Origin of the sequence: Chryseolinea serpens (assembly GCF_900129725.1) — a bacterium.
Classification (GTDB): Bacteria; Bacteroidota; Bacteroidia; order Cytophagales; family Cyclobacteriaceae; genus Chryseolinea; species Chryseolinea serpens.
The window spans coordinates 1,319,158-1,333,629 of record NZ_FQWQ01000002.1; the positions used below are offsets into that span (position 1 = coordinate 1,319,158).

At 52.9% G+C, this 14,472-nt stretch carries 10 protein-coding genes; 1 reads left to right on the forward strand and 9 read right to left on the reverse strand.

Annotation, left to right across the window (positions count from 1 at the left end):
- Positions 1-12: 12 nt before the first annotated feature.
- The 4 genes from BUB30_RS19510 to BUB30_RS19525 all read right to left on the reverse strand — a co-directional run bounded on the left by BUB30_RS19510 (position 13) and on the right by BUB30_RS19525 (position 5,304).
- Positions 13-1,986, reverse strand: a complete 1,974-nt coding sequence (locus tag BUB30_RS19510) for a TonB-dependent receptor plug domain-containing protein (RefSeq protein WP_073137114.1) — start codon at positions 1,984-1,986, stop codon at positions 13-15.
- A 159-nt stretch (positions 1,987-2,145) separates the two neighbouring features.
- Positions 2,146-2,487: a winged helix-turn-helix domain-containing protein gene (locus tag BUB30_RS19515; RefSeq protein ID WP_073137116.1), complete on the reverse strand. Its 342-nt coding sequence runs from the start codon at positions 2,485-2,487 to the stop codon at positions 2,146-2,148.
- 89 nt (positions 2,488-2,576) lie between these two features.
- Positions 2,577-3,914 (reverse strand): HupE/UreJ family protein, encoded by a 1,338-nt coding sequence (locus BUB30_RS19520; RefSeq protein WP_073137118.1) that lies wholly within the window; start codon positions 3,912-3,914, stop codon positions 2,577-2,579.
- Positions 3,915-3,939: 25 nt separating this feature from the next.
- Positions 3,940-5,304, reverse strand: coding sequence for a DUF3500 domain-containing protein (locus tag BUB30_RS19525; RefSeq protein WP_084138239.1), 1,365 nt, complete (start codon positions 5,302-5,304; stop codon positions 3,940-3,942).
- A gap of 252 nt (positions 5,305-5,556) precedes the next feature.
- Between BUB30_RS19525 and BUB30_RS35815 the strand changes: the two genes are divergently transcribed.
- The gene (locus BUB30_RS35815) at positions 5,557-5,688 is read left to right on the forward strand and encodes a hypothetical protein (protein WP_262485806.1); all 132 of its coding nucleotides are present in this window, start codon (positions 5,557-5,559) and stop codon (positions 5,686-5,688) included.
- 103 nt (positions 5,689-5,791) lie between these two features.
- Here the strand turns inward: BUB30_RS35815 and BUB30_RS19535 are convergent, their stop codons facing one another.
- From BUB30_RS19535 to BUB30_RS19555, 5 genes are all read right to left on the reverse strand, one after another.
- The gene (locus tag BUB30_RS19535; RefSeq protein ID WP_221408744.1) at positions 5,792-8,026 is read right to left on the reverse strand and encodes an FG-GAP-like repeat-containing protein; all 2,235 of its coding nucleotides are present in this window, start codon (positions 8,024-8,026) and stop codon (positions 5,792-5,794) included.
- Positions 8,027-8,300: 274 nt separating this feature from the next.
- Complete coding sequence (locus BUB30_RS19540; RefSeq protein ID WP_073137126.1) at positions 8,301-8,843, reverse strand: hypothetical protein; 543 nt, start codon at positions 8,841-8,843, stop codon at positions 8,301-8,303.
- A gap of 193 nt (positions 8,844-9,036) precedes the next feature.
- Complete coding sequence (locus BUB30_RS19545) at positions 9,037-11,832, reverse strand: carboxypeptidase-like regulatory domain-containing protein (protein WP_073137128.1); 2,796 nt, start codon at positions 11,830-11,832, stop codon at positions 9,037-9,039.
- 96 nt (positions 11,833-11,928) lie between these two features.
- Entirely contained in the window at positions 11,929-13,560 is a 1,632-nt protein-coding gene (locus tag BUB30_RS19550) for an arylsulfatase (protein ID WP_073137130.1), read from the reverse strand.
- 30 nt (positions 13,561-13,590) lie between these two features.
- Positions 13,591-14,454, reverse strand: coding sequence for a formylglycine-generating enzyme family protein (locus BUB30_RS19555; protein ID WP_073137132.1), 864 nt, complete (start codon positions 14,452-14,454; stop codon positions 13,591-13,593).
- Positions 14,455-14,472: the final 18 nt, after the last annotated feature.

The window sequence follows — 14,472 nt, forward strand, 5'->3', positions numbered from 1 at the left end:
TTCCCTTCTCTTTTAAAAATTACGGAAGCTCAAACTGACAAAATAATTACGGCCGGCTTCCGGAAATCCTTCTACCAACGCATAGTTGGTGTCGAATATATTATTTACACCGCCTTCCAGCTGGAGGTTCTTGATGATCTTCACCGAAGCCTTTGTGTTCACCACCGTATAGCCACCGGCCGATGTTCCATAGCTGGTGCTGTAGCGCTTACTGTTGCGTTCTGCACTTGCCAGGATATTTACGCGCGACAGGAAGCTATAGTCCACGAATCCGAAAATTTTGTGATCGGGGACGTTGGTGAAATATAAGGACGGATTGGTCTCATTTTTCCGGCGCATGTAGGTGTAGTTGACCCCCAGGTTCAGGCCTTTCATGAGATGGTAGTCGGCGTTGGCCTCATAGCCATAAAACAAAGCGTCGCCCGCGTTCTGCAATTGGAAACGGCCCGGCTGCACGTTGTCCACTTGTTGGATGATGTTGGAGATGTCGCTGCGGAAAGCGCTGGCGGTTACCACCAGCTTGTTGAAAAACTTCCCGGTGTAGGTGAGATCGTAGTTAACGGCCACTTCAGCCGACAGATCCGGGTTGGGAATGGCTTGCCCCATGCGATAGGAATAGCGGTCTTTGATGGTGGCAAAACGCGTCTTGCGCGAGATCGTGCCCTTCAGCGTATGGCTTGGGTTGACGTCCCAAAAGATCCCCAACTGGGCGTTCACTGCGTTGTTGTTATTGGATGGAAAATCAGAAACTTCTTTCGTGCCCGCGTTGTAGTCCTGCGCCTTGGAGCTGTTGCGGGCGTTGTAGCTGATGCCCGGCACGACGGCCACAGTGGGCATAATTTGGTACGTATTTTCCAGCCCGATGGAAAGCGTGTTGTCGATGAACGTCCGCTGTGGCTCCCCAAGGTTGTTTTCGCGGTGGATATCCCGCTTATACTGAGCACCCAATTTCAATGTGTTCTTGCTGATCACATGCGATTCCAATTCCGCACTTCCCCCCACCGTATAGTCGTCGTAGTAACTTTGAAACGCATAGCCTTTGGTCATTTTCGAGTAGGTGGCGTCATCATAGCTGAAGAGTTCGTTCACAAACGTGTCGTAGTACCAGCGGGTCTTTAGTTTGTTTTTTGTGCCGAGGGCGGTGTTGGTAACGAAGTAGAGGCTTTGTTTATCCCACTTGGGCCACTGCCAGAAACGCGTTTGTATTTTCGGGTCCGTGCCGGTATAGGGTGGTGTTCCCTTTTCACCGTGCTGCGTACTAAAGCTCACGACATATTCGTCGGTAGCATTCGGGGTGAAGCCCGCCTTTACGCTGAACTTGATATCGTCGCGATAAGAGTTCTCGCGCTCACCACCGTCTTCGTTGGGCATGGCGGTGAAGTCTTTCGACATGGGGAAATAGTTCTGTTTCAATTGCGACAAGCCCAGTTGAAAATAATACTTCCCCAGGTTCGAGCCGGCATTCACATTCCACCGGAATCCTTCGCCGCTGAAAACGCCTGCCCGTGCGCCCAGCTCAAACTTTTGCTGTGGCTTTCGCGACACCAGGTTGATAGCGCCGCCCATGGTGTTGGCCCCGTATAGAATAGAGGAAAATCCTTTTGACACATTCACCTGCGATAAATCCACAGAGGTGAATCGTCCCATGTCGACATAGCCATCGTAGGGAACATACACCGGCACGCCGTCGATGAACACCGGCACCTGCCGCAGGTCGAAGCCGCGTACGTAGACCACCGATTCGTTGCGCGGCCCTACGTTGGCCAACGTTACGCCGGACAATATGTTCAGGGCATTGGAAACGTCGGTCCGGTTGAATTTTTCAATTTTCTTGAACGACAGCGCGTTGGCGGTGTCGAGGGGTGAACCTAGCACCAGCACTTCTCCCAACGTGAACACACGGTCGCGCTGGGCGAGGCTGTCGGGGGCCTGCGCAAAAACAGTAAATGATGTGAAGAAGGCAATGGGGAGTAACAGTCTTTTCATAGCATTGATTTTTCGATATATACGATCATATATATCGAAAGATACGCATTTTGCTATGTTCGATGCCGGTGGGGCGATCAGATTATGGGAGAAGAATACAATACCGGACCAAACTGCCGGCGGCGCCTGCGAACGGCGGGGTTCACCTGACGAAAAACGTCAGATGTGTTTCAGAATGGCCACATCTTTTTCAACGATCTTATTGAGTTTGGCGGCCAGGCGACGGTAATGGGCCACCACGGTTTTGCCGGCCTTGGTCAAGGAAGCCCCGCCCCCTTTTTCGCCGCCTTTGCGGGATTCTACGTAAGGGCTTTTGCCACGGGCGTTCAGATCGTCGACCATGTCCCAGGCTTTTTTGTAGGACATGCCCATTTGTTTTGCTGCTTTTGCGATGGAGCCTTCCTGTTCGATGTGCTCCAACAATTCGGCAGGGCCCGGGCCGAAGAATTTTACACCATCGATCTCGATCCAGCAGCGGAAACGGATTTCTTTCTTTTTCATGATGCAAAATACAAAAACATGTCCAAACGTCACGGTGTCGATGCACGGTGGCAGTGGCCCGTGATCGGTACCCTTAACGTGCACCCATCCTACACAACGTTAACCTTGGGCCGGCTTAGAAAATGAACGACAAGTGAAATAACAGCAAGCAAACCAATGCCGTACATCGCGTGACCGGCAAATTTTTCAATAATGACTGAAATGAACGTTGACGTTCCGGAGACGCGTTCAAAAATCCATGCCAGGGAAGCGACGATCGCAAAGCCTGCTCCACCCCTTCTCACGATGCCGTAATGCGCCGAACGGCTCAGCACGATAAGCCATGGCATGGTCATCGCAATCACAAAAATCTGCATAAGCTCAATACCCATATTGAATCCAAGAATGCTCCATGCCATTTGTTCCGTGTCAAGGTTTAAATCCGTGAGGATGCTGGCAAAAGCAAGTCCGTGAATCAACCCAAAGCCGGCGGCGATATAGATTTCCTTACCGGCAAAGATCGGACGGAATGCGTGGACTGCCGAGATCAGTATTGAAAATGCAATCAGCACTTCGACCGGCTGACTGGGGATGCGTGTCCAACCCAAAGCTCCAACTAATAAGGTGAGCGAATGGCCTATCGTAAATGCTGTGACAACCTTTAGCAGGTTAAACACGCTGTACCGGAGACCACCATAATTGCTCCACCTGTGGTATTTAACTGTCAATGGTGCCGACAGAAGAAGGGTCAGCAGAAAAAGCAAATGGTCGGTGCCTTCTTTTATGTGTTGCATGCCGAGCATGATCATGCTGGCGATCCCCTTCCACCAACTGCCCGCATCAAGGTTCACGTCCAGCGGGGGAATCGAATTGTCGCTTAGGTTCCAACCGATCACACTGACATCTTTTGTGGTATCGGCATGGATGATACCAGCCTCCCAGTCGCTTCTGATTGAAATAAACGCGACGTGATTCATCACCTGGTGCATGACCGCATCGTATTGCAATGTAAAGGATCGGGTGCCTTCGCCGGGATTTGGGAGCAGTACAAATTGTACGGCGACCTCCCAATACGGAATGTTGCTGTCGACGTATTTGCCTTTGTCCATTCTCATTTGCTTAATGGACACCTGCCACGGGTGATTTTTGTCAACATACGCATGAATGTGTTCCGTCAGATAGGCGCGCAGCGGTGACGAGAAGCGCTCGGTTAGCACTTCGGGCGTCTTTTGTATTTCATCACCCAACACGAGTGCCAATTCGGGCAAGGGAATGTGTGCCTCCAACACGACCTGGCGTGAGCTTACATCGAGGAGTAATATTGAATTCGGCGATGGATGGGCGTGGACGCTTAGCGGGGAAAGAACGCTCATCGCAAAGATCGTTATCCAAAAGAGCAATCGCCAGTTTTTACGCTGGCGATCGCTGAAATATGAATGGGCTTCCATAAACTCGAATGAACGTTGCTTATTCTTATAGTCCGATATAGTCACGGTTGTGGTCGCGCATTACGGTGTGATAGTGCACTTGATTTGAAATGACGACCCCATTTTGACAGATGAATTCAATCCATACGCTTGGTCCATCAATTCGCACGTAGTCTGTATTGGAGGTAAAAAATGAACTCGCATTCCCCGAGGCACCACTTGTGTTGGTGGAATACGTAACATATGTATTCGCCAGCTCATTTTGATAAGTAGTGAGATACGTCGCAGCACTCGTCGGATCTACATCATTGACCCAGGCGGCAATGGTCACTAATACTTTTGCCTGGGCGATTGAATTCAGGTTACCTACCTGTATACCCTGTTTTGTAGACGGGAATGTGTTGGTGGTCGAGCCGGGAACCATTAGACAATCCGAGAAAGTTGTCGAGATCTTGGCTGAAGCAAGCTCACTCGTGGTGAATGCTGCAAGCATATCGCGAACTGCGGCAAGTTCCGTGGTCATCGGACTGCTGTAGGTCGTGCCATTCACGGTGAAGGAGCCGTTTGGTTCGACCGCCTCATGCAATGGCGTTATGCTGGTGACTTGTCCATTGTCGTAAGTTATGTTCTGAGCGTAGTGATGCCCGCCAAACTGGAGCATCCATTTACCCGTCGTGCTCGGTGTCCCCAAAAATGCAATCACATAATTCCCCGAACTGTATCCGGACTGCATCGTGCCCAGGTAGTCATCGGCTGCGCGAATCGTTTGAAATTCTTCATAGCCCTCATTGCTGACGGTTCCTGATGCGGCCTCGATCACCGCCAAGGCTGCTGTTTGCTGGGCTGTTGTCAAACTACTGAAAAGTAATCCATTCCGGCACGACAAAGCACAAGGCAGATTTGACCATCTTTTCGCATTCGTTAGATTTAACGTTATCACCACAGCGGACTGCTGCGTACTGGTCAACGTGGACAGGAAGGTGTTGGCCAGGCACACCAGCTTTTCAATTTGTGTTGTGGCCGAACTGCAGTCACTCGTCGTCGTCGAAGTTGTTACGGTGAAGTCGGCACTTGAAGTCACCGTCGTTCCGCTAACGGTAACGGCAATCTTTCCCGTGGTCGCGCCCGTTGGAACCGTTACGGTGAGTTGCGTGGAAATGGCCGCCGTTATCGTTGCCTGTGTGCCGTTGAACGTCACGGTATTATTGGCAATCGTGCTGTTGAAGTTCGTGCCCGTTATGGTGACGGTCGTTCCGATAGGGCCGCTCGTCGGTGTAAAACTTGTTATCGAAGGGGTCGCGACGGGTTCATCTGCGTCGTTGCAAGCCGAAATAGTAAACACACTTGCCAGGATAAGGATGGCTCCAGCTAACACTACGTTTGGGTTCAGATTTCTTTTCAGCGATTTCATAAGGGGAGATATATTTGCTTAGATCTGGCAATGGAACGTGTGGTCACCCCGGAAAATGATGGCCACAAGCGGATTTGCGACTAATGCGATATATCCCGCGACGAACTGGACGTTGAAACAAGGGGTCGACAATCTAATTTTTGAGTTGCTGCATTACCGCAATCGGATTCGCATTTTGATCAAGCGCGGATTGATCAATCAGGATCCAGCGCTCTCCATAAAATGAATAGATACGTGAAAACTTAAAGTAACGTGAGACATATTTATGACCCCGCACGCGTGAGGGATGGTAGCGGCAGCCCGGAGCAGCGTGGGCCGGTGCGGTGGAGCGAGGACTATAGCGGACAGCCCGACCCGAACATTCGGGAGGGGTATACGCAATAGAGGGCTAGTTACATGTTCGATACGAGCCGACCCGACCCGACGTAGGAGGGGCACGCCCAAGTCATCAAGCGTGCCACCTCCTTATCGGTGTTGAGCCAACGGATTATGGCTTGTTGTATGCCAAGGGCAAACACAACTTGTCGGGCAGGGACCAGATCAACATCTTGAGGTCGACCTTTTTCAATTGGTCGTCGCCCTCGGTGATCTTGAAGAACTGGTTGACCCCTACGTTTTTGAAAACCTGCACAGTGTTGCTGCCATGCCAGCGAATTTCGATCTCATCGATGGTGGCGGCCTGGCCCACCCCAATCTCGCGCCGCAGCGGTGAACAACCGAAGCTGCCGCCGGAGTTTACATCACGGTAGACGCTTCGTTGTTGGCCATTCTCTGTGAAGGTGACCTTCACGCTGGTGCCGATGGCCGCGCGGTTGGCTTTGGTGCCTTCCAGTTGCAACGAGATCCAATGGTTGTTGCTCTGACCCGGATTCAGAAAGAAAGCGTTCTGGTATGCATCGCCAGGGAAGGCGCCACCCATTTCAATGTAGATGTCCTGATCGCCATCGTTATCCATATCGGCAAAAGAAACGCCGTGACCTTTTTGAAGATGCCCTACGCGCGCGGAGCTGGTGACGTCGGCGAATTTTTTTCCACCCAGGTTTTTAAACATTTTGTTTGGGACAAGCGATTTGTAATCCGGGTTGCCCGTGCCCAGGTACATGTCGAGCCAGCCGTCGTTGTCGATGTCGCCGAAGTTCGATCCCATGGCAAAGGTTACCTTGTCGAGTCCGAGACTGTCGGCCATGTTGGTGAAGGTGCCGTTGTGATTGTTGTGGTACAGCAACATTTTTTGCGGGTTGCCTTCGGGGATGCCCAGTTTTTCTGCGGCGGCATAGAAGGCCAGCGTGTGGCGGAAGGTGTAGTCGCAGGCAAAGATGTCGAGCCAGCCGTCGTTGTCGTAGTCGAAGAACCAGGTCGGGAACGTGTTGCCGCGTTCATGATCCAGCCCGGCAACGTGTGTGGCATCTGCAAAGGCGATCTCTTTGCCTTGTTGCACGCCCATGTTCTTTAGCAGGACGCGCTGGCCGTTCATGGTGGAGAGAAAAAGATCTTTCCATCCGTCGTGGTCATAGTCGCCCGAGGTCACTCCCTTTACATACAACTCGATGTCACACATGGCGTCTCTGGCAACTTCGCGGAAGGTGCCGTCCTGGTTGTTGATGTAGAGTTCGCACGGGTGACCTTTTTCAAATTGCGCGACGGCTGTTTCGTTGCCAATGAACAAGTCAATCCAACCATCGTTGTTGAAGTCGTTCCAGGTGGCCGCTTGTGTGGGGTGAAACGATAGCAGACCGGCTTGCGTGGTGACGTCCGTGAAGGTGCCGTTGCCATTGTTGCGCAGCAGGGAGTTGGGTTCTTCACCGAATTGTTTTTTCCACGCGCCGCGCAGCACGAGCACATCTTTGAAGCCGTCGTTGTTGTAGTCGGCCTGCACCATGTTCAAGCCGCCGCTGATGCCCTTGAGGCCCACCTTGTCGGAGAGGTCGGTGAACGTTCCATCGGCATTGTTCTTGAAATAGTGCATCGCTTCTTCGGTGCCCATGCCGGAGGTGAGCAAGTCGAGGTAGCCGTCGTTGTCAAAATCTTCCACGATGCTTCCTCCGGCCATGTTGTTCACGTCGAGCTTCAGGTCGGCAGCGATGTCGTCGAAGGGTTTCACTTTCACGGTGGTGTCGCCTTCCATGCCGGGGATCAGGAATTTTTCGGGCACACCGGCCGGGTATTTTCCCAGCGTCATGTAGGCCAGGTTCAATAACCATCGCGACTCGATGTCGTTGGGATGTTTCTCCAGCAGACGCTGATAAATTTCAATGGCCTTCCGCGATCCCAGGGGATCGTCGTGTATGCCCATACCTTTCACGGGCATGATGCACGATTCGGAAGCGTGGTTGGAAATGCAATTGGCTCTTTCGCCTTGACGCAAATAGGCCACGGCCAAATCCTTCCAGGCCAGCTCCACCTGAAATTCAGGGTCATCTCTCACGACGCCTTCCAGGAGTTCGACGGCTTTTTCTTCCTGGCCCAACTCCAGGTAAATGTTAGCCTTTAAATATTGACAGTAGCGGACCTGGCTGGGGGTGCTGTGCGGGAGGCCCAGCAGGGAATCCATATAGGGCAAGCCCGCCTCCGGGTAAAACTGGTTGGCCGGGCGATAAGAGGCTTTGTGTACGCGATCCAGGATGGCAACCATCTCATCGTGGCACGCATCTTTCTTTGCGCACGACAACATATTCATGGCCGTCACCAGGGAGAGTAATAAGACAGGTAAATTTCGTTTCATAGTTTGGTTAGTTCCGGGTACGCGAGGGTAGAGGATCATAGGATCACCCGGCTTATCAGGTTCGCGTCACCCCAAACAAACGCTGCAGGGTAGGCCTTGCGTGGTGAAGCCAAGCGTGACGAGAAACTAAAAAAGACGGATGGTTTTTATCCGATCAACAGAAGCCTGCATGCTAACGTGCCATGTTGTTTTGAACAAAACGCAACACACGGGCATGCCCTTCCTTTTTTTAGAACGGACAGTTCGTAAATTCTACAAAGAGAATTTGAGAGGATCAGCCGCGCTCAGGCGGATGGATGATGGAGGGATAATGATCGGACGTCGGCAAAATAACCGGCGTCGCTTTTACAACATTGTGCGCCCAGCCCGGGGATACGGAATGAATGGCGAACGTTTGTGCTACATAATCTTTGATGAGTGTGGGCAGTACTTTGGCCCCGCCGTGCGCATTCGCTGGTTTTCCTGTGAAGGTTTTTACAAAGCTGGCCAGGGTTTCCTCTATGGATTTGCGCTGTTGATCTTTCACGCACACCATGAACAGCGTATCGCGCGAATAGCGCTGTTTCACCAGGCGGTAAAATTCACCTTCGCGTTCAAACGTCCCGTCCACGCGTTCGAAGCGGCTGGCGTCGGCCATGTAGGGAATGGCAATGGGAATTTTAATGAGGATGGTTTCGGATGGCGTGTATTCGCCGGCATCCAGCTTTTCGATCATCGCCTGCTCGTTCTGGTAGGTAAGCCCCCAAAACAGGCCATAGTACCCGATCACATGAATGAGGATGAGGATGGAGAACAATATCGAGAAGAGTCTTTTCACGCGGGTCCGGCCAATAGTTAATAAAAGTACTGGAAAACGGGAAAGATTCAAAGCGTCTACCAGGCGCGTTGAGCGTGTTTTCGGCGTGTGCGGCAGACCCCCCTCGTCATACCCCCCATCCTCGGGAGGCGGCTATGCCAAAATCATGCTTTTGGCGTTGGTTTAGGCTGAGACCGGGGGAGGCGTTGCCCTGCTACCGGTCCCTGACGGTGATGATCTTTTCCCCGCGCACCGGCAAACCCTCGGCTGTAAATCCTTCCGCCACGATGCGATAGCGGGTGGGCAGGTCGGCGGCAAAGAAGGTTAGGGTGGCCTGGTTATGTTCATCCATCACCACCAGCGGTTTCCAGTAGAGTGTGGCCCTATAGTCCGGCACGCCCTGAACATCGCCGCCAACGGAATGATCGGGGGCTGTAAAATTTCGCGGCGCGGCATAGCCGTGTATGTTCAGCGTTACCAATTTCTCCTCTTTGTAAAGCGGCGCGCGCGTTTTGCCTTTTACCTTATACGTGTTGCGCGTGTAGATGGCAATCACCCCATTGCCACCGCGGGCGCCGTAGGCTGCGCCGTTGCCAAACTTGGTGACTTCGATGCGGTCGATCTCGTTGGGGTTGAGTTGGGATATGCGATCGGCCGTACCCCCATCGCCGGCGTTGACGACCAGACCGTCGATGAGCACCACGGGTTCTTTCGCTTCGGGCGATCCCTGCAAAGTCGAAGACCCACTAAAGACAATATACTTCTTGGGATAGGAGTCGGCCCCAAGAAAAGCGATGATGTGCAACCCGGGTACCCTGCTCTGCAAGGCCGAGAGCATATCAATAAACCCGGATGATCTGAAAAATTCTCCGTCCACCGAAACATCGGCAAACCCCAACCGCGTCGGCGCAGTGTCGGCGATGCGCGTGCTGGTCACCACCACTTCTTTCAACACCCGGGTTTGCTTGTTCATGGCGTGGTCGCGCAAGCGCGTGGTCGTCTCGCGATACACATCGATGCCGAGTGTATCGGACGGCGTTGGCGGCGCCGACACCACCAAAGTGTCTACGATCACTTTTCCACCACGGCCTCCGCCGGCTGTTTTAGGATGGACGGAAATTTTCGCCGTGTCGTAGAGCAACAAATCCGGCACATAAAAATTTCCAACTTCGTCGGTGTCGACCGTGAACACGTCTTTGGATGCTTTTTGAGTGAAGATGAGCAAACCCGCTTCCGCTTTGCCACGATTGGTCGTGAAGCGTCCTTTGATATCGATGCCATATTGAATGGGATACATGGTCTTCCGTTCGAGGGTATCGGGCATGACCACCTCCGGCATTTGGGCCGAAAGAATGGTGGTCTCATTGGTGGCGGGCACTGCCTGGTCCAGGTCGGTAACGGACACTGACAACCCCGTTGCTAAGTGTAATTCGGAAGGCGTGACCCTTAGCGTGACGGTGATTTTATCGCGCGCACGATATTCGTCCTGGTCGGTTTGTACGATCACATTGGTGGTATCTGCCTCCCATTCCGTTTTCGGATAGTGCACCCATTCCTGCTCGTCGAGGATGCGGATCGGTTTTACAAAAACAAATTGCTTATCGAAGTTCAACATCCACCGCGTGTAGGCTCGAAGCTGATAGTTTCCTTTCTTCAATGTGCGGGGAAGTTCGATTTGCCCGACACCTCCATCACGCGAAAGTGGAAATATCCGGGTCATGACGGTCTTGCCGGAAGGTTCGACGATGTCGGTGTACAAAACGCGGCTCAGCGAATCGCGCATGGGCGGCGAATAATAATGCATGTGCGCACTGAACCACATCGTTTCGCCCGGATAATAATAAGAGCGGTCGGTATGCAAGTAGGGCATCTCGGCGAGCACGGCGAGGCGGCCTGCGATGTTGGGCAAGATCTTTTTATGATGCGGTGTGGTCTTCTGGGGCCTGTAGTCGGCGGGCAGTGTTTGGGCCACCCGGGCATCGGCCATCTCGCCCAACACCGTCAGTCTTGCCGGATTCGATACAATGCCGTCGGCATTGACTTCCAGCGATCCACCCTTCACCTCAATCCAACTCACGGGATAGGGAATGTCTTTGTACACTTTGGCGACGGTGGCTTTGTGAGCGTAGTGGATCTCGAGGCGTGGCGGCAGCTTTACGGTATACCATCCGGGTGTCTTGGCGGGCTTGACAATGCTGTCGGTCTTAAAGATGTTGACCAGCCAATCCACGTTGCCCATGAAGGTTGCATTGCGTGCATCGGTTGCCTTGGCGTTATCCCGGAACAGGTTGAAGTCTTCGTCCTTTGCAGTTCCGGCCACCAGCGACGCCAGGAGATGACGGACCGATCCTTTGTAGACCGCGTCGCGATTTTTCTGCCAGCGCTTTATCAATACCGAGTCCGTCGTTTCAATCTCGGTGTAACGCACATAGCCGGCGATGACATACTGTTTGGGACTCACGGCAAAATTCCGGAGATCGTAGGTGAGCATATAGCCGAGGTTCAGATTCTCGATCTGAAGGGGTACCGGGCAAGAGGCGTTGAGCATACCGTTCTTCCCTTCGGAAAACTCCAGGCGCCAAGGATTCAATATTTTGGTTTGGGATACCTGTCGTCCGGTGCCGAGAAATAGTTTTGTGAACTTGGCCAATTGCTTTGGCCATTCCGTGTCTTTTGTTGTGTTCACCTCAACCTCTTTCAACGTCGTGGCGGTTAGCGAGAACCGCATGTATTGAAGCGGACCTTCTGTTACATGCACGAAAGTTTGATGGGGCTTGTAGCCTACAAACGACACGACCACCTCATGGTCGCCAGGCGCCAACGGCAGCACGAAGTCTCCGCTGGCATCCGTGTAGGTGCCCATGGTGGTCTGGTTGATGTATACACTGGAAAATGGAAGGGGTTCCTTCGTCTCCTCGTCGATCACCTCCCCCCGGATGCCACTCGTCTGGGCCTGGGCCAAGCCTGCCAGGAAGATACAGCAGAATGTTCCAAAGAAAACCTGGCGCATACGTTGAGGGTTATCGGTATGGAAATATAATGAAAATACCGATTCGGCGGCGCCCAGAAAACGCCGCGATGGGATGTCACCCTGAAGGCTGTTTCTCTAATTTCCTCGTGTCCTCGCCGGTGCGCTTTGGCCTGGGATGTTCATTGGCTGTGCGGGCTTGATCTTATCATAGTCCACCACACCGGTCCGTTCCGCCCATTGAAAATATTCCACCGATAGTTCGTTGACCACCGCGGGAAATTTCGCGGCCACATCGGTGGTCTCGCCGCGGTCTGTTTCCAGGTCGTAGAGTTCCCAGGTGTAGCTTGGAAAGGTAGATACCAGTTTCCATTTTCCTTTATGAACGGCACGATTACCGGCGCGCTCCCAGAAGAGTGGCTCACCACGATTCACTTCCGTGGCTTGTCCAAATAGCACCGGCGCAAGGCTTTTGCCAACCAGTGGATTGGATTTTACATTGTGATAATTAGCCGGATAGGTTGCTTTTGCCAATTCATAAAATGTCGGCGCGATGTCGATGAGGTGCCCTGTGCCTTTCACGAGTGTGCCGGCTTTGATCTTTTTGGGATACCAGGCGATGAACGGCGAACTGATGCCACCTTCGTGCATGTTGTTCTTATACTGACGAAACGGTGTGTTGCTCACGTTGGCCCAGGGTTGTTCCTGGTAATCGTATGAACCGGCCGTGCCGATCGGGCCTGAGTTGCGCGTTGGCTTGCGGGCATTGCCGGAATAACCGCCTTGCGCACCGTTGTCGGAAATAAAAACGATGAGGGTATTGTCGTCTTTTTTCAGCTCCTTCAATTTGTTCAACACCCGTGCTATGTTTTGGTCTACGCGGTCGAGCATGGCAGCGTACACTTCCATTTTGGCTTCCCAAAGTTGTTTCTGATCGTAGGTAAGATTGTCCCACACCGGCACGTCGGGATCGCGGTCGGCCACGCGTTGGCCCGCCTGCAAAATGCCCAGCTCTTTTTGGCGGGCGATGCGTTGCTGTCGCAAGGAATCCCATCCGATGTCATAACGCCCCTTGTACTTCGCGATGTCCTCGGGCAACGCCTGCAACGGCCAGTGTGGCGCGTTGAAAGCGAGGTATAAAAAGAATGGTTTGTTCTGTTTGTTTTGTTCGGTCAAAAATTCCAGCGCGTTGTCCGTGATCGTGTTGGTGAGGTATTCGCCGGGCTTCAACTTTTCTTTCTTGTTGTTCTTAACCAGGATCACCGGGTCGGCCTTTCCATAATTGCCAATATCAAAATAGTCGCTGGCGCCGGGGATGAATCCGTAGAACTGATCGAAGCCGCGCTGGTTCGGCCACGCCAGGCTGTCCTTGCCCAGGTGCGATTTGCCCGACATCAAGGTGCTGTAGCCGTTGGCTTTTAGTACTTCGGCAAGCGTGAGCGATTCTTTGTTGAGGAAACCCTGATAGGCCGGCAAGCCGAGGTTCACATCGAAGAAGCCCATACCGGCACGGTGTGGATATTGGCCCGTCAGCAGAGAAGCCCGCGTGGGTGCGCAAATGGAATTGTTATAAAATTCACGAAAGCGAATGCCTTCCGCGGCCAGCTTGTCCAGCGTGGGTGTTTGGATCTCCGATCCGTAGGCGCCGAGATCGGAATAGCCCATGTCGTCCACCATGATCAGGATCAGGTTGGGCGGTGGGGTTTTCTGTGCGTGTGCAAAAGCGCAGGACAACAAGATGAGAAGGGCGGTGGCAAAGCGTTTGTTCATAGCAGGGTTGCAGAAAGAAAAATTAAATGATCAGATATCCTTCGCGCATCGAAAGCCGATGTGCACCATAGACGATTCGGGCGTTGACGATGACCGGCCCGTTACCTGGAAGCCATGACAAACCATGGGATCGCACAGAAAAGAACCTCCCCGTGTGACCTTGCGCATCGCAGGATCCATTTCGGCGTCGCGACCCTGGGGTTGGATGTCGTCGGAGCACCATTGCCATACGTTGCCGCCCATGTCGGTGAGGCCGAGTTTGTTTGCACCAAAGGCGCCTACCGGTGACGTTGCGGCATAGCCGTCTTCCACCGTGTTGTAGGAAGGGAAGCTGCCTTGCCAGGTGTTGGCTTTGTATTTGCCGGCTACGACCAGGTCTTGTCCCCAGGTGTATTGTTGTCGCGAGTTCTCGCCGTTCTTCGCGGCGTGTTCCCACTCCCATTGCGTGGGTAGCCTTTTGCCTTTCCACTTCGCATAGGCTACGGCGTCGTTCCAGGAGACCTGTGTCACGGGGTGTGTGGGTTGTGCTTTGGGTTTGTCTCTTCCAAACGGGTAGTGATAGTCGGCACCGTCAATCAACGTCCAGCCGTGGGTATCGTTGTCGAACACACCGCCGTTGCCAAATCGCTGCGCTTCGGTGACGTAGTGGGTGGCGTTCACAAATTCGTCGAACTGCGCTACGGTCACCAGGTTTTTATCCAGCAAGAACGATTTGATCTTCACTTCCTTGTTGGCTTTGGTTACCGGGTCGGTCGTGTAAAGCACTCCCCCTTTTACCAGCGCCATGTCTCTTGTTTCAAGCCGTGTAAAGGCGAAGAAAAGAACCGAGCCTGCCAGGATCGCCAACGGCAGAAGGGTCACCGCCAGCGTATTCTTTTTGAATGAAAGTTTCATGGGTGTCTGACTAAGGTA

What these genes read in the sequence shown, in the direction of transcription:
- BUB30_RS19510 (WP_073137114.1), bottom strand. Translation starts at nt 1,986, where the DNA reads ATGAAAAGACTGTTACTCCCCATTGCCTTCTTCACATCATTTACTGTT.
- BUB30_RS19515 (WP_073137116.1), bottom strand. Translation starts at nt 2,487, where the DNA reads ATGAAAAAGAAAGAAATCCGTTTCCGCTGCTGGATCGAGATCGATGGT.
- BUB30_RS19520 (WP_073137118.1), bottom strand. Translation starts at nt 3,914, where the DNA reads ATGGAAGCCCATTCATATTTCAGCGATCGCCAGCGTAAAAACTGGCGA.
- BUB30_RS19525 (WP_084138239.1), bottom strand. Translation starts at nt 5,304, where the DNA reads ATGAAATCGCTGAAAAGAAATCTGAACCCAAACGTAGTGTTAGCTGGA.
- BUB30_RS19535 (WP_221408744.1), bottom strand. Translation starts at nt 8,026, where the DNA reads ATGAAACGAAATTTACCTGTCTTATTACTCTCCCTGGTGACGGCCATG.
- BUB30_RS19545 (WP_073137128.1), bottom strand. Translation starts at nt 11,832, where the DNA reads ATGCGCCAGGTTTTCTTTGGAACATTCTGCTGTATCTTCCTGGCAGGC.
- BUB30_RS19550 (WP_073137130.1), bottom strand. Translation starts at nt 13,560, where the DNA reads ATGAACAAACGCTTTGCCACCGCCCTTCTCATCTTGTTGTCCTGCGCT.
- BUB30_RS19555 (WP_073137132.1), bottom strand. Translation starts at nt 14,454, where the DNA reads ATGAAACTTTCATTCAAAAAGAATACGCTGGCGGTGACCCTTCTGCCG.